Genomic DNA, 19,775 nt, shown 5'->3' on the forward strand with positions numbered 1-19,775 from the left:
ATATTTTTTTGTTGAACATGATAAATCAACTGTTTTTTAATTTTCCCAATACAAGACTTATCGGATTAATTGTGATAACAGCATTTGTATTGATAAATATAGTTTGGATAAAATGGTTTTTACCCAATTACTTAAACTTTGATGAGAATTTTAAAAATTTCAATTCAGATAAATTAAAGTCTGTCAAAAATTACAATTTGAAAATCGCGATAATCGCAGGTGGCTATGCAACTATTATGTTTATCCTAATTAGACTAAGCAACATTTATATATTTTTTTATAAGTAATCGGTACATTTTAAATAGGTTTCATCGCCTATAGCCGGTAGCGTTAGCATGAAAATTATCCTATTTTAAAGAAATACTCAATCGTTGAATTTCGCCCTGTTCTTCGCCCACTTTCGATTTTCAAGACCATTGTGTATTTTCAGAAACTGAAAGATCTATTTTATGAAAATTTTTTTCTATTTATCGATATTGATTCTGTTCAACTCATGTGCTGAAAATCAACAGGAATTGTTAATAGGCAGACAGTTTTCAGATCATAAAAAAATAAAAAGTTTAAAGGACTTCACTAAAGTTTCTGATACAACTTTTCATATCCATAAGGAAATTGATAATGAATATAGTTTATTGAATTTGAAGAAAGATGACCATGATCTTATCGTTTATTCCCGGATAAAATCAGATAATAACGAAGAAAGATCATATACTATTTTAGATACTCTAATTATCAATTCGGCGAATTCAGCACAAGTAACAATTGGATATTGTGAATTTGAAAAGGAAAATCAAAGTGCGGGAAATATTATAGCCCTCGTCGAAAAAATTGATAGTAAAAAAATGTTCAATCAGCGTATTAAAGCTGCCTGGAGGGCAAATACAAAAACTGAAAAAATTGAAGCTCTAGCTAATATAAAGGATCTACAATGTATTAATGCCTGGTACGACGGTGAGAATAAAACCCTTACTTTTGATGGATTAGGAAATTAGAATTACACTACAACAGCGATTTATCTCAATTCCTGGTTTAGGAGCAATTATCCCTTAGAGATCCGGAAGCAAAAATGTCATCTAATAGGTTCGTTTATGCTTATTCCAGCAATGAAAAATAACCGAGAATATTAGTGACAAACTCAACTAACGATTACAAAATTTTATAATGCACAATTTTTAAAATGAAAGGCACCTTCTCCATATTTCAAAAATGTAGTCTATTTATGTGTCTTTTAATTATTGGCTGTTGTAATGAGGACTTAACTGGATCCTATAAATTAAATGAAGATGCCAGAACACTTGTTCCATTTACAGATTATAAAGAGCTGAATTATAACAATGAATCAGGTCAGTGGGTCATAGCTAATACTCAGCCACGAATTTTAGAAACTAAAACTGATAAACCTGGTCCTGATAGCTGTCAATATTCAGAATATGAAACTTTAAGTAATTACATAAATTTTCAAAATCCTGAATTTTCTATAAAGATTGATTTGTCATCACGAAATGGTAAGGAATATTTCGGATTAACTTATCTCGAAGTTGGAAATAACGGTTCGATTGAAAATTTCAATTTGGAGAATTATAATATTTCAATGGTTGATTTTCAAGAGGCTAAAAAAGACACTACAATTTTTGAATTCGCCTTCCGTGATGTCTATATATTTTCCAATGAAGAAAACAGAAAAATTAAAACTATAGTCTATTCATCCTCAGCAAATGGCATAGAATTTATTGAATTCAAAGATGGATCATTTTTGAAATTAGAATAATTCAAATGAGCAATAATCGATTATCGATCACTATAATCGAATGAGAATTCGTTGAAATCCATATTAGATTAAAGAAATTATTAAATGATCGGTTTATCTCAAATTCAGGTTAAAAAATAGGTGATTTTAAAAATGAAAGGTAGCTTTATCAATCTGGCGCATCTGATAATTAAAAAGTTTCGAAAGATGTGACTCAGCAATAGGAAAAAGTTAACTCGCAAAATCATTATGAAAGCATTACAAATCACAAAATACGGAGATCTTAAAGACAGCCTGAAAATCGCAGATGTAGATAAACCGGAAATTTCAGATACCGAAATTTTGATCGCAGTAAAGGCTGCCGCGCTTAATCCTATAGATTATAAAATAGTTCAAGGCCACTTGAAAGACTTGCTTCAGCTGGACCTCCCTTCAGGAATTGGTTACGATGTAAGCGGAGAAGTGGTGGAAGTAGGCGCCAAGGTCAAAGGTTTTAAAGAAGGTGACGAAGTTTTCACCCGGGTTCCGCAGGAATATATGGGTTCTGTAGCTGAATTTGTGGCCGTAGACAGTAATGTGCTTGCACTTAAACCTGAAAACGTAACTTTTGAAAAAGCCTCATCTTTGCCACTTGCAGGAATTACTGCGATGCAGGCTTTAGAAAAAGCTGGATTGAAGAAAGATGACAGGATATTAATTCATGCCGGTTCTGGCGGCGTGGGAAGTTTCGCCGTGCAGTATGCCAAAGCAAAAGGCGCGATCGTCTATACCACTACCAGCAGTACTAACCTGGAATGGGTGAAGGCTTTGGGAGCAGATCGAGTGATAGATTATGAGAACGAGGACTACAAAGAAGTGGCCAATAACCTGGATATCGTTTTTGATACCCTGGGAGACGATTATACTTTTGAAGCTTTTGAAATTATTAAAGAAGGCGGATGTGTGACCTCTATTGTTGGACCACCAGATGAAAAAAGCGCTAAACAAATGGGCATGAAAGATTACCAATTACCTGAAAAACTGGATAAGCTCATCGAAGAGAAATCGGCAACCTATAAGTTTACCTGGATGCAACCAAATGCGGAACAATTGAAAGAGATCAAGGCAATGGTGGAAGATCGTAGCATAAGACCGGTCATAGATCTTGTTTATTCATTCGAAGATGCCGTAAAGGCTTTCGAATATTTAGCTACCGGAAGAGCGCAGGGTAAGTTAATTGTGAGCCTGGCCGAAACCTTTGAACATAATTAATTAAAATAAGTTCATCATTTGATCGAATCTGAAATGGTATTCTCATAATCCCAGAAAAGATAAGATCACTGATAATTTTTAAAGAGCTGGAAGCAAATTTTCAGCTCTTTTTTTATGCAAAATGACATTATAAAAAATAATGATATCCTCAGGGAATTAATTTGACCAGCTTATGCGTATCTTAAGAAGAAAAAATGTTCGGATTATTTAAGAAAAAATCAAAAATTGAAAAGCTGCAGTTGGAATATAAAAAGCTACTGGAAGAATCGCATAGATTATCTACTTCAAACCGTAGTTTGAGCGATGATAAAGCATACGAGGCGAATGAAATTCTAAAAGAAATTGACAAGCTAAAAGCTGAACAGAAAAACTCATAAAGTCAGCTCAAAATTTAATTGGATAAAATTCAGAATAAATCTTTTGCATTAAAATTCTGAAAGGTGTTTTTTCAGCATTGCCAAAAGCCGATTTTCCTCTATAGGTTTATTAATATAGTCATTACAGCCCAAGCTCAGAGCAATTTCACGGTAACCTTCTTTCGAAAAAGCGGTCTGGGCGATGATAGGTATCTGTTGATCAAAATTCCGAATCTTCTTGGTAGCATCTAGTCCGCTTAATTTTGGCATTTTTAGATCCATCAAGATCAGGTCTATTTCTGAATTATTCTTAGCGATATCTACGGCTTCCTCCCCATCATGAGCGCGAATGCTGTTTAATCCCGCTTTTTTTAAATATTTTGAGATGAGCAAATAGCTAATGTTATCATCTTCAGCAACCAGGATATTCCGGTTTAAAAGCCTTTCTGGTAATTCAACCTTTGGTAAAGCTTTTTCTTTTTTTGCTTTTTCATAGGGAACCGAAAAAAAGAAAGTACTGCCCTTGCCAATTTCAGATTCAATCCAAATATCCCCTTTAATAAGATCGATATATTCCTTCACGATGGAAAGTCCAAGCCCGGAGCCTTCAAAATCCCTGTTCAGTTCCTGGTTACCCTGAACAAAAGGATTAAAAATCGTTTTCAGCCTTTCTTCGGAAATACCTTTCCCGGTATCCCTTACAAAAAATATCAACTCATCTTTTTTAATATAATTACCAAAATCCACTTTCCCGGAATCACAAAATTTAATAGCGTTGCTCAGCAGGTTTGTGAGAATTCCATCAAGAATATTCCTATCTGAACTGATTAACGCTTCCGGTCCTTTAATATGCTCCTGAAGTTCAAAGGCAATTTCCTTCTCCCTGGCCATAGGCTGGAAAAATTGAAGATGGTAGCTCATCACTTCCTCCACATTTACCTGCTTTATTTTCACCTCAACGATCCTTGACCTTATCCTGGAAAACTCCAGAATATTATTGATCGTGGTCAATAAACGTTTTCCGCTTTTTTCTACAATCCGGATATAGCTTTTCTGGGAATTCTCATCCAGGTTTTCCATTCTCATAAGCCTCATAAAACCTAGAATACCGTTCATGGGAGTGCGGATCTCATGAGACATATTTTGTAAAAATGCGGTTTTTAACCGCTCACTTTCTTCAGATTTCTCCTTTGCCTTTATCAGCTCGGCATTGCGATGTTCAAGTTCCTTCGTTTTCTGCCGGACTTCACGCCTAAGTAGAAAAACAAATATGAAGACAAGGAGCAATGCGACAAAAAGCCCAATAATGATCCATTTTAAATATACCGGAAAGGGTTCGCTTACATCATTATTAAACCAATCGTGGATGATTTCATAATATTCTGAATCTGGATCATTCTTTAGCTCCGAAAGGTTTTTATCAAAAATCTTTATCAGATTGGAATCAGCATCTTTTGAAAAAGCCAGGTACAGGTTTCCTGGTCTCAGCATGATACCGGTAGCGACAATATTTTTCTCGTCATAGAGTTCTGAAAAATAAAAGAACCTGGTGGCTACCAATGCATCAATTTCAGAATTTTTCAAGGCAGCAATACTTTCAGGATAGGTTGTGAAAGAAACCAGTTCATAATCAATGTCCAGTTCATTTTTTAATTCATTGGTCAGGTACTGCTCCTGTACAGAACCCTGAAGCACACCGATTCGTTTATTAGCAAGATCAGTCACTATCCCTATGTTTTTAGAAGGGTTGGTATAAACTTCCAGCCAGGAAGAAATGATCGGAACTTTATTCAATTTTAAAAGCGTGTCTCGGGATTCGGAAAAGGCGACATCAGGCATGATATCTATAGAACCGTTTTTCAGAGCAGTTAGAAGTGCAGACCAGTCATTATAAACATAACGGATCTCTAAATTTTCTCTTTCTGCGATATGACTGATAATATCAATGAAAATCCCATCGGCATCCCCATTTTCATTAGTGAAAACCTTTGGTGGGTTTTCATAAACTCCCACGTTAAGATATTTTCTAACTGTATCTTTTTGCTGTCCCAGGCCAGTATAGATACCAAGAAGGCAGAAAATCCAGAGGAGCAGAAAGGGTCGATTTTTCATTTAAAATTGATAGCAGCAATCATTTTACATAGTATTATTAGGCCTAATTTCTCAAATATATATAAATATTGATTAGGGCAATGGCTCACCTAATACTCTCTAGAAAATTATTTAAACCTGGTATAAACCTGAAGATCAGATTTAAACATGCGCTTATTCCGAAGAAGCATCAATATAGATCGTCTTGCCAGTTTTAGAACTTCTTAGAGCAGCATCAAGGATTTCCATGACGATCATATTATTCTCCAGAGAACTTAAAGCATATTCTTCAAGAATAATCTCTTCTTTTATAACTGCTCTAAAAAGCGAGAAAGGATCATTAAACGGATATTTTCTTTCTTCCAGGGTTAATTTCTCTTCTTCAAAACCGTCGTATCCTTCAGCCATCCTCACGCGCAGGTCATGACGATTGTCTGCGTAGATGACGCCGTTGAGTCCGTAGATCTCCATATCTTTTCTTCCAATTGGCCAATTCCAGGAGGCTTCGATCAAGGCATTAGAATCATCATAGGTAAGAATGATATTAGCCTCATCGTCTACTTCAGGATTATTCTCTGCCTGAAGTTGCTGCGTTACCGCGGTCACCGAATTAGGTTTTTTGCCATTTTTGAGCCAGGTCATTAGGTTAGCGCCATAGCAACCAAAATCCATAAGAGCACCTGCTCCATTTTGTTTGGGATCCAGCAACCAGTTGAGAAACTCCTCGTTGATCCCTAGCTTCCTTGGCCCTTTGTGTCCATCCCGAACTATCACTTTTCGTAGATCTCCAATCTTATCATCTTTCAGCATTTCATAAGCTCTATGATTGGTAGGATACCAGGTTGTTTCGTAATTGGTGAGTAGATGAATATCATGTTTTTTGGCTAGTTCCTGCATTTTTTTAGCATGATCCAGACTTACTGCCAGCGGTTTCTCAACCATCACATGTATTCCCTTCGGAGCAAAAAATTCGACCACTTCCAGATGTTCGTAGATACTGCCGAATGCAGCTACAGCTTCAGGATTAGTATTCGCTATAAAATCTTCCATACTTGCATAAACAAGATCCATTGAAAAACCATGTTGCTTGGAATATCTCTCGGCAAGCATTTTATCTGGCTCCACGATTCCTACAATTTCAACATCGCCTATATCTTCTCTCCCCAGGATCCAGTGAACATGGGTATGGGTTAAACCTATGACCCCTAATTTTAAAGGGGCACTCTGCGATTGTGAATGGAATTCTGAAAATGACAGAAGACTCATGATTAAAAATAATCCGGTTTTAAATTTCATTACCTTTTTTGTTTATCAATTTATAATAGTTGATTCTGCAAATCGCAGGATTAGGTGGTTATTTTTCAGCAATTAGAACAAGATCTTTGAGACCATCTTTGTTATTAATGTTTTCAATCCTCTCGGAATATAAAATTTTAAGCTGAAAGGTATCCAGAAGAAAAACCAGGTCTTTTTCCAGGTAGAAATAAGTTGGAAGTTTTTCCCCTGGATTACTGGATGAACCCATATTTCCTGAATTTTTATAGTCATCTTCCATCAGGCTTACATATAAAATTCCGCCTTTTTTCAGTTTCACCTGAGCATCTTTCAAAAATCCTTTTAATTCTTTTTTGGAAAGATAGGGCAAACAAAATCCAGCGATCATACCATCAAATTTCTTTTCTATCCCACCTATTTCCCCCACATTCATCAATTTAAAATGAGCTTCCGGATTATATTTTCTGGCAATAGAAAGCATATTTTCCGAAATATCAATTCCAATAATATTTAGATCAGGCTTCACATCAAGCAGGTATCGGGTGATATTTCCGGGTCCGCAACCAACATCCAGAACCTGCGATCTATTTCCTTCCAGCTTTTCCACAAAAAAGTCCAGAGAATCAGCATATAGAGATACAGACATGTATTTTTTGGCATAGGCACCAGCATATTTATCAAATATGGACTGAATATTATTTTTACTCATGTCATTCGACTGATTCACAGTATTTTGATGATTTTTTAGACTATTTTATTTAGTTCTCTTCACCTTTCTGAATTAAATCAGAAAAAAAGACTAAATTAGACATTCCCTATTTTATTTAGCTGATTAACAGTTAAATACATGAACACTTTCCTGCGAGTACCAACCAAAAACAACATTATGAAATTAAACGTTACGATTCTCAGCCTTTGCCTCAGTATTCTTTTTCTCTCCTGGTCTTCTTTTTCCCAGGGTAATCCCATGATCACACTGGAAGTAGATACCGAAAATATCAATGCAGACAATATTGATGAAACTGCAACCTTTGGTCAGCCTTCAGAAACTAAAAATAAAGATTTTACCCTGGATGTTCGCATGGGAGATGTAATTATCTGGCAGGGAGCAGCAACTCCTTCCAGCGGCGGATTGGTTAGAATTAAACTCTTTCGCCATGATGATGGGGTAAAACTGCTTGGAACTGGTAGAATAAGCGATCAAAATAATACCGGCGTGATTGTGGGAAGAGTTCAGGATGGTGCACCGGGAGATATTGAAAAATATAGCCTGAAATTTGAAGTTCGCAAGCGTGGTTCTCAGGAATGGACAGAATACACTATAGATCCTAAATTAAAATTAATCCCTTCAGAATAAATCACTCTATGCTGAAACGGAATGGATGGCATATTTCATTGTCGCTTAACAGGATTTTCTGGATGCTGTTACTATGCCTCACCATGTCTTTTTCAGATATAAATGCTCAGGAACAAGCTATTGCCGATAGTTTAGAGATTCTCTACGAGAAAGGTTCAAATAATATTCGAAAGGACCTGAAAGTACTCAAGCAACTTGCAGAAAATTACATAGAACCCGCCAAAAAACTTAAATATTCACGAGTGCTTATAAAAGCCGCGAAAGAGGTAGATAGTACGAGATATATTTATTCCGGATTGCTACAGCAGGGTAATGCATATCAGTCGAAAGGAGATTTCAGTAATTCTCTCGATAGTTATTTTCAGGCGGCAAAACTGGCCAGGACAGACCAGGAAGCAGGCATCATAAAGCTCACCATAGCAGATGTCTATTCTCTAACCAAAAATTATAAGAGATCTGTAGGCTATTACGACGAAGCCATTAAGTACTTCAGAAAAGCCGGTGATCCCATTCCTCTGGGCTCCGCGCTATTTAATGCCGGCGATGGATATCTTAAGTCCAATGACCTGGATAAAGCACTGGCTTATATCCTCGAGGCTGAATCCATATTTCTGGAACAGGGATTTGAGATTGGAGCCGCTTATTGTACAGGAACTCTAGGTTTGATCTATGCCAAACAGGGTGAAAACGAGAAAGCTGAAGCCAATATTAAAAAAGCGATACAGACCCTGGAAAGAGAGGAAGATTATTCTCCAATTTGTGAATTTCTCACCGGAATGTCTGAGATCTATACTGAAAAAGACCAGGATTCTATCGCTGCAGAATTTGCCCTTTTAAGTCGCGATCTGGCAAAGACCTATGGATACAAAAATGAGGTTATTCAGGCCAACCTGAAACTTTCCGAGATTTACGAAAAAACCGGCAATTTCCCTGAAGCCTACAGATCATACAAAGAGTATATTACATTCAGGGATAGTGTGATCAATGTATCCACAGCTCAAAGCATGGCTGGTTTAAGAGCAGATTATGAGGTTTCACAAAAACAAGCTGAAGTAGATCTTTTGAACGAGCAGCGAAAGAATCAGCAACTAGTGGTGATATCTATTGCCGTTGCCTCATTTTTGATCTGTTTGCTGGCTTTCGGACTTTATCGCAGGAATCGATTCATCAAAAGAACCAGCGCTATTATAGAAAAGGAAAAAAACAGGTCAGAGTTATTATTGCTGAACATCTTACCTGAAGAGACAGCAAAAGAACTGAAGAAAAATGGTAAAGTGAGAGCCCAGAAATTTGAATCGGTCACCGTACTTTTCGCCGATTTTAAAAGATTTACCCTTATTGCGGAAAAACTTCCGCCGGAAAGACTTATTAAAACCATCGATTATTACTTCTCAAAATTTGACACGATCATGGAAAAGTATGATATCGAAAAGATAAAAACGATTGGCGACAGTTATATGGCAGCCAGCGGACTTCCATTTCCTACGAAAGATCATGCTTATCGCATTTTGATGGCCGCATTTGAAATGACACAATTCGTTAAGGATACCAAAGAAAATTCACTGTATGACGATGCCGATTTTGACGTACGCATTGGTTTAAATTCGGGCCCGGTAGTGGCCGGTGTGGTAGGCACTAAAAAATTCGCTTATGATATTTGGGGAGACACAGTGAATATCGCCGCGCGAATGGAATCACATTCAGAAGTTGGCCGCATCAATATTTCTGAAAATACTTATGACCTTATCAAAGACAAATTTGAATGCGAATATCGCGGTGAAGTTGAGGTAAAAAATGGCAGAATCCTTAAAATGTTTTACGTAAATATCGCGAAGGAAAATAAAATGGTTGGTTAGATTTCCTTTCGAAAACTCAACCAAATTAAAGAACAGCCAGGTTAAGTTTATTCCGCTCTTAAACTGGACTTTCTAGCTCTTGGATGGGTGATCAGTTTTCCGGTAATACTCCAGCCAATACCAAGGCCAACAAGCATTCCTGCCACTAAATGAACGTCTGTTCTGGGAAATAGATAACCGATTAGAATTCCGCTGATAATAGCCAGAATACCGAAAATTCGCACTTTATTCATGATTACATCGTTGTGGTCTTGTAATCAAAATGCTAGTAGGGCTCACATTTTTGTAGGTTAGACCAGATTTGGACCATAAACATAAACAATAATTTGAAATCAAAAAGCATTTCAACGCTGAAAATTAGCATATTAGCCAGAAAACAGAGAAAGATCAGAGCAAACTCAAACTTTTAGCACTATCATTGAGGAGGTTTTTAGCAATCTATTGATTTAATAATTCCTGAAATTTCTCCACGAATAATCCTACATGATAGCCATCCATTAGCGCATGATGCACATGAATAGATACAGGCATCATTCTTTTTCCATTCTCAATACTTAATCTACCAAATGAGATCTTCGGGCAGGAGTCTCCTTTTTGAAAACTTCTGGAGTGTGACAATGAAGTAAATTTTACCCAGGGAATGGCCGAATAATGAACTTCATCAAAGCGTACTTTTTCTAACATGAGTCCGCTTCCAGATCTTATACGCATCATTTCGTTTTCCGCATTTTTCAGGAAAATCCCTAAATCTTCATCATGAATAATACTTGAAAAGCCAAATGTATTATCTTCCCGACTTATCGTCGCAGAGGCATTTATCCGGTCATAAATAAAAACTTTATCGCCTTCTATCCGATATTTAAAGGATTCAATAGAATTTACCGTTTTTGAAGCGAGATACAGGTAATACAGAAAAAACGAGATATTCTCCCTTTTACTTTTTTCATAGGCGTTGGTGACATCAAAATCAACTGTAATTCCGAAAAAAGGTTCTTCAAACTTAGAGAAGAATTCAAAATGTTCTTTCCTATTCCAGGTATGAATATCCAATTCAGTTTTCATAATACCAGATTTTTAGTTTTACAAGAGGTTTCAAAATTATCATTTTAAAACCTGTAAAAACCTATAATTATTGACAGTATTCAAATTAGATCATGATAAGAATTTGTCAATTGCCTGAATACTATCAGCTTAAAAATTTCTAATAATTACTGGCTATTTCATTCGTTTGAATTTGTGAATATCTATTTCCAGTTTTGCAATGGCAAAATCCAAGAACGTCTATATTTGGCCTCCCAAAAAATAAAAGACATGAGCGTAATTTGGTATGAGTGTAAAGTTAAATACAGAAAAACACACGAAAATGGTGACAGCAAAATAACCACAGAGAATTATCTGCTGGACGCTGTTTCATATACAGAAGCTGAAGCAAGGATCACGGAAGAAATGGCCGCTTACACCAGTGAGGAATTTAAGATCACAAATATTAAGGTGGCTAACTTCTCTGAAGTTCATCCATTTGAAAATTCAGATCGTTGGTTCAAATCTAAAGTTTCATTGATCTCTTATGATGATGAAAGCGGGAAGGAAAAGAAATCTAATATCTATATGCTTATCCAGGCGAACGATGTAAAGGAAGCCTTTGAAAATACAGAGCAGGCCCTACAAAATACAACCGGAGATTATACAATCCCTGCAATTTCGGAATCTCCAATATTAGACGTCTTCCCATACTTTACCGGCGACGAAGAAGAAGCAGAAAAATTTGCAACTATTAAAGATTCTGAACCTGTAGAAGAAGAGGTTCTGGAAGAAGAAGAAGTTGCTTAAAAACGCAGGAGGTTGTCTTATAAAAATTGAGGCAACCTCTACACTTATGAGGATTTTCACACAAGCCTTGTGGAGAAAAACTACCCAGTCTCCAAATTTTCAGCAATCGCAATCAACTTGTAATCAATTGATTTATACACTGGCATGAGACTTGCTAGTGTGCCACTCAGTACGATTTAATCTAATCTAGCAATATGAATACTAGCTATAAAAATTTAGCACATAATTTTCCAGGAACTTCTATTGAAGACATTCCAATAAAGAAAAAACGAAATGTTTGGGGCATTGTTGTTTTATTGAGCACTTTTATTCTAATGATCGGGGCTGCTTTTCTGGTTTTCGATCTGCAAAGTGATTTCACTGCATATAATACCGAGAGATTAAATACCACATGGGGATTCATATTTTCAATAATCGCAGCTGCTTTATTTCTTTACAGAGGCGCTTTTTTTATCTATAACCTTTACCTCTATTTTCGTTATAAGCCAATAAAATCTGTAAGTGATGAAAAATTGCCTGCAACCACGGTAATTGTTCCTGCTTACAACGAAGGAAAACAGGTTTATGCAACTCTGATGAGTCTTGCAGCGAGTGATTTTCCGGAAAGTAAACTTCAATTGTTGGCGATAGACGACGGTAGTAAAGATGATACCTGGCACTGGATGCAGGAAGCGAAAAAGGTTTTGGGAGACCGAGTTACTATTTTTCAGCAACCTGAAAACAAGGGAAAAAGACATGCTTTATATCGTGGATTCAACATTGGTAACGGTGAAGTGTTTGTAACCGTAGATAGCGATTCTGTGGTAAATGAAGATACATTACGTAACCTGGTAAGTCCATTCGTAGTCAATAAAAAATGTGGCGCCGTAGCTGGGAACATTCGAGTATTAAATAATCAAAAAGCACTGCTTCCAAAAATGCTGAACGTGAATTTTGTGCTTAGTTTCGAATTCATGCGTTCCGCGGAAAGCACTTTGGAATCTGTACTTTGTACTCCGGGAGCCCTGGCAGCTTATAGAAGTTCTGCAGTATTCGAATGTCTGCCGGAGTGGATTAACCAGACTTTTATGGGACAGAAATCAGATATTGGTGAAGATAGAGCCATGACCAATATGATCCTGAAACGTGGAAATCACGTACTATTCCAGAGAAATGCATATGCTTATACCAACGTTCCTGAAAAATATAATGGACTTTATAAAATGTTCATTAGATGGGGAAGAAGTAACGTAAGAGAGAACATTGCGATGTCTAAATATGTATTCACGAATTTTAGAGAAGGATCAAAAATAGGATCAAGGTTATTATTTATAAACCAGTTCCTAAAAATTATAATGAGCTATCCTCTAATCTTCCTAATGTTATTCTTTGTAGCCACGCATCCGGTATTATTTATCAGCTCAACACTATTAAGCATATTTATATTATCCAGTTTCCCGGCATTATTCTACGCTAAAAGATACAAGTCTACAGAATCTTTCTGGGCCTATTCATATAGCATATTATATACCTTTGGATTGTTCTGGATTACACCCTATGCCATTGCCACAGCAAGTAAAAGTGGTTGGTTGACCAGAGAACTGAGTCAGAAGTGATAAGATCAAAATTGTTTAAAAAAGGCGCTCATTTCAGCTGAAATGAGCGCCTTTTTTAATTCTATGAACTGTTTCTATAATTCCAGTAATCATCTGAAACCTCTGGAACGATAATAAGATTCAGCACTAATGTGGTAGATAAAAATCTGCCCGGATCTGAAATCTCCAAATAGAGGACCACCAAGTTTAATCATCTTCATGAGTTCTGATCCAGCTGGAAGTTTTAGTATATAATCCCTCCAATTTCTGAAGTTCTTGATACTGATTCGCGTCCAGCGTTTCAGTACGATCTCTTGGAAAATAAAAGACCTCGAACCTGCGTAATCGTAATACATTTTAGAAGAACGAGTATCCCAGGATCACTGAAAAGGTTTTATACTCAGAACTCCATTGTGTAAATTGCCCTAGAAGTTCCCTGCTGGTCTGATATCTCAATTCCAGGGAAAACCTGTCATTATATTTATATCCAAGACCCAAAGCATAATTCGGCTCGCTCTCTATTTCCAATTTATTGAAATCACTTCCATTGATAGCCCTGGTAAACTTGATCTCAGATTCATTTGAAAAGTCTATTACATAAGCAAAGTTGGCAAATATTTTCGAGTTTTCATTTATAAAGAAATAATGCCTTACCCCGATCGGCAATTCAATTGAACTATAATCTACTTCTGAATTTAGTTCACCTCCGGAAACTGTCTCAACCTCCGTAGTGATATTAGTTGTATAGGATTGATAGGTTGGCTCAATAAAAACGCTCCATTTATTCTTGTTGAATGGTAAGATTAGCTCCGCCTCAATTCCAATCCCAAAAGACAATTCATTGTCAAAATCTGTATTTCGAAGGCTGGATGAAGGATTTGAGATACTAAGACTGGAATTATTTAATCTTGGTCTAATGTTTAGATTAAAAAGGTCTCTTTTATTCTTCGGGCGATAGTCAATAAAATCCGCATTCTTACATTCATTATACTCTTCGAAAAAATTATATAAGTTTCGCTGATCATAATCCAGATCTTCAAGTTGAGACATCCCAATATTCTCACATTTCAGATTGTTCCAGATTTGCTGTCTAAATTGGTTATTCTCGGCAATATTTCCATTTGGCGTAAGATATTTTTTCCACACCAGCTGGGTGATCCTGCCATCTTCTTTTTTGTAAAAAAATCGCTCCAGCCCGCCATCTTTATAGAGATAAAGATTCGCATCACCCTCGATCAATACCTTTAAAAAAAGTTCTTCCTCATTCATTACCGGCGCATTATTTTTTCTCAGATCGCTTAAACGTTCTGAACTCCTATCTATGTCTACGGTAGCGCGGATGAACTTTGCATAATTATCAATTCCAAATTCCTGTACATTGTTAATTCCAGTAGTTTTTTCTTCTGAATTTTCACCGTTTCTATAATTGAATTCTGTAGGATTGCTACGACAGTCTTTATTCTTGATCTGAACTTCCCGACGGTCACCTGAATTATTTATGATATAACCGTTTTCAAAAATAACCTGTGCCGAAGCACCATAGCTCAGCAATAATGCGAGCATGCATAAAAATTTATTCATTTAAAATTGATTGAAATTGATAGTAGTATTCTGTATTCTAAAATAAAAAAGGGCTAATATAATAGAATAAATTATACTAACCCTTTACTGTAAAATTTACTGGCAGAAAATTACTTTTCAGCAGATCTCATTGGATTCATGAAATTATTCAAAACTACTTCTGAAATTTCCGGGTTTGCTCCCTCTTTTGATGCTACTAATGCTCCCACAGCACAGGCTTTATCCAGCGCGGTTTGTGGCTCCTCCCCCTGCAATAGTTTAGCTAGTAAAGTACCCAAGAAAGAATCACCGGCACCAACTGTATCTTTAACTTTGATCTTATATCCGGAATTATAATACAGTTTTTTATCATGCATCAATACTGCTCCATGTCTACCTTTGGTAACACAGATTTGCCTGGCATTTGATTTTACTGCTACAAATAATAGATTCTGTTCCAGCGAATTATATTGAGAACCCATCATCTCTGCAATTTCAAAAAGTTCATCATCATTGAACTTTAAAAATTCTGCATGTCGAATTAATTCCAGTAATAATTCCTTATTGTAGTGAGGAGGTCTCAGGTTGAAGTCAAGCACTCTGAATTTTGCTTTCGGAATCAGTTCAAAAAGTGTATTACGGCTTATCTCATCCCTGCAAACAAGGCTTCCGAAGATGAAGGCGTCTGAATTTTTTACTGCAGTGATCATGGAATCGGTCAACTCGATCTTATCCCAGGCAGAAGGATAATTGATATTATAGGTCGCAGAGCCACTTGCCGAAAGACTAACCTTCACCACTCCTGTTGGTCGCTGCTCATCTCTTAAAATATTCCCGGTCTCAATATTTCTTGCATTCAGATAATTCAGTAATTCGTCCCCGTTCTCATCCACACCAACTTTGCTGATCATTTCGGTATCAATTCCCATACTGCTTAACCGGCTGGCGACATTTAAAGGCGCACCGCCAATTCTCTCCATATCAGGAAATACATCTAACAGGATCTCTCCAAAACAAACCGCTTTTATATTTTTACTCATAATCTTTTTTAAACCTATTGAAATTTAAGTTCATATGCTTCCAAATCTCCAATCGCAAAATTTTGGTCTTCAGATGCTACAGATAGCCTGATCCATGGATGATTTGGAAAGAATATTTCCGTCATCACCGTGGTTCCATCATCAAAGAACATTTCAATAGATGTTTTGTCGATGATAAAAAGGACTCCCAGATCTTTTGCATCAGAAATTCTCGGCGCTGTAGAATTTTTTTCCGTGAATTTTTCAGAAAAATCTATCTGCCCGGCTTGAGACCTATCCACACTAAATTTCTTTTCGGCGTGATTGTAATTAACCACAAATTCTTCATTTTCGTCATTGGATAGAATAAAATTATAACTGGTGTCTTTCAAATCCTTTATCCTGAATTTCACTTCAGCCTTAGCCAGATCAATTTGAGAAGAATCAAGAATAACAGATTTCGATTCTATTTTAATTTCTCCTTTTTTAATTTCTGAAGACCTGTAGTTATCCAGTTCCTTTACCGGCAGTGATTTCACAAGGTATTGATCATCTTCCTGTACAAGTTGAAGCTCCCGGGCGACCGTCATCGCACTTCTCCAGGTTTCTGTTGGTACTTCCTGTGCATATAACCAGTTAGACATCCAGCCTAAAAACAATTTTCTACCATCTTCCTGCGGAACATTAGACCAGGTAACTCCAGCATAATTATCTCTACCGAAATCTATCCAAAATTGGTGTTTTTCTTCCAGCGATTCCATGTTCTTTTCCGGAGTAAAGGTCTTTCCATCAAAATCTCCCACAAAATATTGCGTTCCTGAACCTCCATTATATCCTCCCGGATTCAAGCTCTGTATAAGAACCCATTTAGTTTCCCCGGTTCCCTGAACTTCCATCGGGAAGAAATCTGGGCATTCCCAAACGCCATCGTGCGCGCCTGTTCCCTGTCCAAATTCAGATAATTTTTTCCACTCCTTTAAATCCTGTGAACTATAAAAAAGTGTTTTTTCACGAGTTGCTAGTGCCATCAACCATTGATTATTAATTGCATCCCAGGTCACTTTTGGATCTCTGAAATCTATAATTCCAGGATTTGGGATCACCGGATTACCTTCATATTTTGTCCAGGTAAACCCCTCGTCCAGACTATAAGCAATCGCCTGAGACTGGTAATCTTCTTCTTTATTTTCTGCACCAACAGGATCATGGTAAGTGAAAATTGCAATTACCGGAGCTTTGCCATCTTCACCGAAACCGGAAGTATTATTCCTGTCTACCACGGCACTTCCTGAAAAAATATATCCTTTTTCATCAGGGTATAGCGCGATATCCTGCTCTTCCCAGGTGATCATATCCTTACTGGTGGCATGGCCCCAGTGCATGGGCCCCCAAATATTGTCTTCAGGGTAATATTGAAAATAGAGATGATAAGTCCCGTTCAGGTAGAACATTCCGTTAGGATCATTCATCCAGTTCTTTTCTGGAGTAAAATGAAAATTCGGTCTAAAATCTTCATCTGTCTGCACCTGTGCGGTTTTCTTATCATTGGATTCCTCTTCTTTTTTATTCTCATCCTTACAGGAATTGAATACTAGAAGGGATAAACCTAAGAGAATAATGGGCTTAAATATTCTTTTCATATTAATTAGTTGACGTTGAAATCTTTTCTTTTAAAGATAATTCTTCTGCAAGTTGTTCGAGTGATTTTCCTTTGGTTTCAGGCATCATAAATATCACGAATAACAATTGAAGTACCATCATAAACGCGAAAAATGCAAAAACATATCCCGGACCAATGGTCGAGAATAAAAACGGAATGGAAGAAGGAATGATCGCTGCAAGCACCCAATGTGTCGAAGAACCGAATGCCTGTCCCGATGCTCTTAACCTGTTCGGGAAAATTTCAGAAATGAATACCCAGATCACCGCTCCCTGTCCTATCGCATGTGATGCTATGAAAAGGAATAAAAATATAGGCACCCATAATCCACCCCAATTCAGAAAAAATGCTGCAGCCACCAACGAAAGTGAAATAATATAACCTATGGAACCATAAACCATTAATTGTCTTCTACCCAGCCTGTCTATAAGAAACACACCCAATAATGTAAATAAAAGGTTTACCACTCCAATACCAATACTGCTTAAAAGAGCTGTACTTTCTCCAAGTCCTGCCGATTCAAAGATTCTTGGAGCATAATATAAAAATGCATTAATCCCAGAAAGTTGGTTAAAGAAAGCAATTAGAAATGCCAGTATTAACGGAAATCTGTATTTTTTCATAAATATATTCTCACCGGTCTTTTCTATGTCATTCTGATGTTTGATCTCTGCCACTTTACTACTAACATCTATATCTGGATTAATGACTTCCAGAACACTTTTCGCCTCTGCCATTTTACCTTTAGACACCAGCCAGCGCGGACTTCTGGGAATAAAAAATACGAATATGCAATAGACAAACGCAGGAATGGCTTCCACTCCAACCATCCATCTCCAAGGCTCCTCACCAGTATTTCGAAGTAAATAATTTGAAAGAAATGCGATCAATATACCCAGAACGATATTGAATTGATAAAGCGAAACCAGTTTACCACGCTGATCTGCCGGGGCAATTTCTGAAACGTATGCTGGGGCCGCTATCGTTGAAGCTCCCACACCTAGTCCGCCCAGAAATCTGAAAAAAGCAAAACTGATAGGATCATCTACCAGGGCCGAACCTAAAGCTGAAATAAAATATAGAAAGCCGATGACCATCAAGGTATTCTTTCTTCCAAATTTATTGGTAGGGATACCTCCGAAAATAGCTCCAACTACCGTTCCCCACAATGCCATCGCCATTACTACTGAACCATGAAATGCATCTGAAGTATTCCACAACGCCTGAAGTTGTTTATCTGCTCCTGAAATCACCACTGTGTCAAATCCAAAAAGAAAGCCGGCAAGAGCCGCGCTGATAGACCAGGTAAGAATTTTATTCATATAAGAATTATTAAAAATGAAAACTTCCGGGATATTTTCATAAAAATGAAAAAATAAGCTTACAGTTTATAAGATAACGTAAATATTTTGCGGTAGAATTTATAAATTTTTTAATGAATATTCCGCTGAAATAAATAGAATTCATGTTTTTCTCACAATCAGGTATCAGTATAGATCTAGCTTATTGAATAACTTCAGAATAAAATTACTTCTTCAAAGGTGAATTTTTTGATCTAATATCTATTTTATTAATGCTTTAAAAAGCTTCATTTTTTATTAGTATATTCATAACCAACCAGAATTCAACAGCTTAAGCGACCTTAAAATTTTATTCAGAACCTGATACCGTTATGGCCGCGGATTAATTTTCATGAATGAAAAAGTTTTTATTATTGTCGCTTTTGATGCTCCCTATTCATGTATTCTCTCAATACTGGATTAGCCGGGAAGACACCTATTTTTTTGTCAGTTCTGGACTGGACGTGAGAAATGCCATCTTTGGTGGTACCGTAAATCCAGCGGCTTATGATGGTACATGGTCTGTCGGTTATCGAAATGAAAATTTCAGTATTCTGGCTTATTATGAAACCTTTTCAGCAATCAGGTATGAATCTGCCGGAGTAAATCCGGGTTATGTTTTTAGACCGGGAAAAATGCTAATTCCGGTTGCAGATGTTTCGGTTTCCTTTATTAGAAGACCTTGGAAAATCTATCCTTCCCTGGCAATAAATAACAGACTTGAATTTCACTTTTCGAGATTCTTTGTTTATCTACGAGGTGAATCGCGATGGCGAACAGACTACGACTTTTTCCAATTTTCTGTATATGGCGGACTTAGTTTTAAATTTGGATTTCCAAAATAATGCCTGGCTAGTAG

19 protein-coding genes are annotated in these 19,775 nt (G+C 36.8%); 9 read left to right on the forward strand and 10 right to left on the reverse strand.

Features of this window, described 5'->3' with window-relative positions:
- The first annotated feature begins 449 nt into the window (after positions 1 to 449).
- The 4 genes from AC2S94_RS02730 (at position 450) to AC2S94_RS02745 (ending at position 3,375) form a co-directional block, all read left to right on the forward strand.
- Complete coding sequence (locus AC2S94_RS02730; RefSeq protein WP_484629978.1) at positions 450 to 992, forward strand: hypothetical protein; 543 nt, start codon at positions 450 to 452, stop codon at positions 990 to 992.
- Positions 993 to 1,219: 227 nt separating this feature from the next.
- Positions 1,220 to 1,768: a hypothetical protein gene (locus AC2S94_RS02735; RefSeq protein WP_484629979.1), complete on the forward strand. Its 549-nt coding sequence runs from the start codon at positions 1,220 to 1,222 to the stop codon at positions 1,766 to 1,768.
- 228 nt (positions 1,769 to 1,996) lie between these two features.
- On the forward strand, positions 1,997 to 2,998 hold the full coding sequence (locus tag AC2S94_RS02740; protein ID WP_484629980.1) for an NADP-dependent oxidoreductase: 1,002 nt from the start codon (positions 1,997 to 1,999) through the stop codon (positions 2,996 to 2,998).
- Positions 2,999 to 3,192: 194 nt separating this feature from the next.
- Positions 3,193 to 3,375 (forward strand): Lacal_2735 family protein, encoded by a 183-nt coding sequence (locus tag AC2S94_RS02745; RefSeq protein WP_484629981.1) that lies wholly within the window; start codon positions 3,193 to 3,195, stop codon positions 3,373 to 3,375.
- Positions 3,376 to 3,423: 48 nt separating this feature from the next.
- Here AC2S94_RS02745 and AC2S94_RS02750 read toward each other — a convergent pair whose 3' ends face one another.
- The 3 genes from AC2S94_RS02750 to AC2S94_RS02760 all read right to left on the reverse strand — a co-directional run bounded on the left by AC2S94_RS02750 (position 3,424) and on the right by AC2S94_RS02760 (position 7,429).
- Positions 3,424 to 5,466 carry a response regulator gene (locus tag AC2S94_RS02750; RefSeq protein ID WP_484629982.1) on the reverse strand — a complete coding sequence of 681 codons (2,043 nt, stop codon included), beginning with the start codon at positions 5,464 to 5,466 and terminating at the stop codon, positions 3,424 to 3,426.
- Positions 5,467 to 5,619: 153 nt separating this feature from the next.
- Positions 5,620 to 6,741 carry a Gfo/Idh/MocA family protein gene (locus AC2S94_RS02755; RefSeq protein ID WP_484629983.1) on the reverse strand — a complete coding sequence of 374 codons (1,122 nt, stop codon included), beginning with the start codon at positions 6,739 to 6,741 and terminating at the stop codon, positions 5,620 to 5,622.
- A gap of 58 nt (positions 6,742 to 6,799) precedes the next feature.
- A complete protein-coding gene (locus AC2S94_RS02760; RefSeq protein WP_484629984.1) occupies positions 6,800 to 7,429 on the reverse strand; it encodes a class I SAM-dependent DNA methyltransferase in 630 nt (209 codons plus the stop codon).
- A 177-nt stretch (positions 7,430 to 7,606) separates the two neighbouring features.
- Here AC2S94_RS02760 and AC2S94_RS02765 point away from each other — a divergent pair, with 177 nt between their 5' ends.
- Positions 7,607 to 8,077 (forward strand): hypothetical protein, encoded by a 471-nt coding sequence (locus AC2S94_RS02765; protein WP_484629985.1) that lies wholly within the window; start codon positions 7,607 to 7,609, stop codon positions 8,075 to 8,077.
- An 8-nt stretch (positions 8,078 to 8,085) separates the two neighbouring features.
- Positions 8,086 to 9,933 (forward strand): adenylate/guanylate cyclase domain-containing protein, encoded by a 1,848-nt coding sequence (locus AC2S94_RS02770; protein WP_484629986.1) that lies wholly within the window; start codon positions 8,086 to 8,088, stop codon positions 9,931 to 9,933.
- 47 nt (positions 9,934 to 9,980) lie between these two features.
- Here AC2S94_RS02770 and AC2S94_RS02775 read toward each other — a convergent pair whose 3' ends face one another.
- Both AC2S94_RS02775 and AC2S94_RS02780 read right to left on the reverse strand, forming a co-directional pair.
- Entirely contained in the window at positions 9,981 to 10,166 is a 186-nt protein-coding gene (locus tag AC2S94_RS02775) for a hypothetical protein (protein ID WP_484629987.1), read from the reverse strand.
- Positions 10,167 to 10,371: 205 nt separating this feature from the next.
- Positions 10,372 to 10,995 (reverse strand): CatA-like O-acetyltransferase, encoded by a 624-nt coding sequence (locus AC2S94_RS02780; RefSeq protein WP_484629988.1) that lies wholly within the window; start codon positions 10,993 to 10,995, stop codon positions 10,372 to 10,374.
- Between the two features lie 249 nt (positions 10,996 to 11,244).
- Here AC2S94_RS02780 and AC2S94_RS02785 point away from each other — a divergent pair, with 249 nt between their 5' ends.
- On the forward strand, positions 11,245 to 11,763 hold the full coding sequence (locus AC2S94_RS02785; protein WP_484629989.1) for a DUF4494 domain-containing protein: 519 nt from the start codon (positions 11,245 to 11,247) through the stop codon (positions 11,761 to 11,763).
- 194 nt (positions 11,764 to 11,957) lie between these two features.
- Positions 11,958 to 13,358 carry a glycosyltransferase family 2 protein gene (locus AC2S94_RS02790; RefSeq protein WP_484629990.1) on the forward strand — a complete coding sequence of 467 codons (1,401 nt, stop codon included), beginning with the start codon at positions 11,958 to 11,960 and terminating at the stop codon, positions 13,356 to 13,358.
- An 89-nt stretch (positions 13,359 to 13,447) separates the two neighbouring features.
- Here the strand turns inward: AC2S94_RS02790 and AC2S94_RS02795 are convergent, their stop codons facing one another.
- The 5 genes from AC2S94_RS02795 to AC2S94_RS02815 all read right to left on the reverse strand — a co-directional run bounded on the left by AC2S94_RS02795 (position 13,448) and on the right by AC2S94_RS02815 (position 18,898).
- Positions 13,448 to 13,693 (reverse strand): DUF4256 domain-containing protein, encoded by a 246-nt coding sequence (locus tag AC2S94_RS02795; RefSeq protein ID WP_484629991.1) that lies wholly within the window; start codon positions 13,691 to 13,693, stop codon positions 13,448 to 13,450.
- Between the two features lies 1 nt (position 13,694).
- The gene (locus AC2S94_RS02800) at positions 13,695 to 14,918 is read right to left on the reverse strand and encodes an outer membrane beta-barrel protein (protein WP_484629992.1); all 1,224 of its coding nucleotides are present in this window, start codon (positions 14,916 to 14,918) and stop codon (positions 13,695 to 13,697) included.
- 110 nt (positions 14,919 to 15,028) lie between these two features.
- Complete coding sequence (locus AC2S94_RS02805; protein ID WP_484629993.1) at positions 15,029 to 15,937, reverse strand: carbohydrate kinase family protein; 909 nt, start codon at positions 15,935 to 15,937, stop codon at positions 15,029 to 15,031.
- A 14-nt stretch (positions 15,938 to 15,951) separates the two neighbouring features.
- Positions 15,952 to 17,556 (reverse strand): glycoside hydrolase family 32 protein, encoded by a 1,605-nt coding sequence (locus AC2S94_RS02810; RefSeq protein ID WP_484629994.1) that lies wholly within the window; start codon positions 17,554 to 17,556, stop codon positions 15,952 to 15,954.
- Between the two features lies 1 nt (position 17,557).
- Complete coding sequence (locus tag AC2S94_RS02815) at positions 17,558 to 18,898, reverse strand: sugar porter family MFS transporter (protein WP_484629995.1); 1,341 nt, start codon at positions 18,896 to 18,898, stop codon at positions 17,558 to 17,560.
- Positions 18,899 to 19,272: 374 nt separating this feature from the next.
- Between AC2S94_RS02815 and AC2S94_RS02820 the strand changes: the two genes are divergently transcribed.
- On the forward strand, positions 19,273 to 19,761 hold the full coding sequence (locus tag AC2S94_RS02820; RefSeq protein ID WP_484629996.1) for a hypothetical protein: 489 nt from the start codon (positions 19,273 to 19,275) through the stop codon (positions 19,759 to 19,761).
- The last annotated feature ends 14 nt before the right edge of the window (positions 19,762 to 19,775 follow it).

This window comes from Christiangramia pacifica (genome assembly GCF_057221535.1).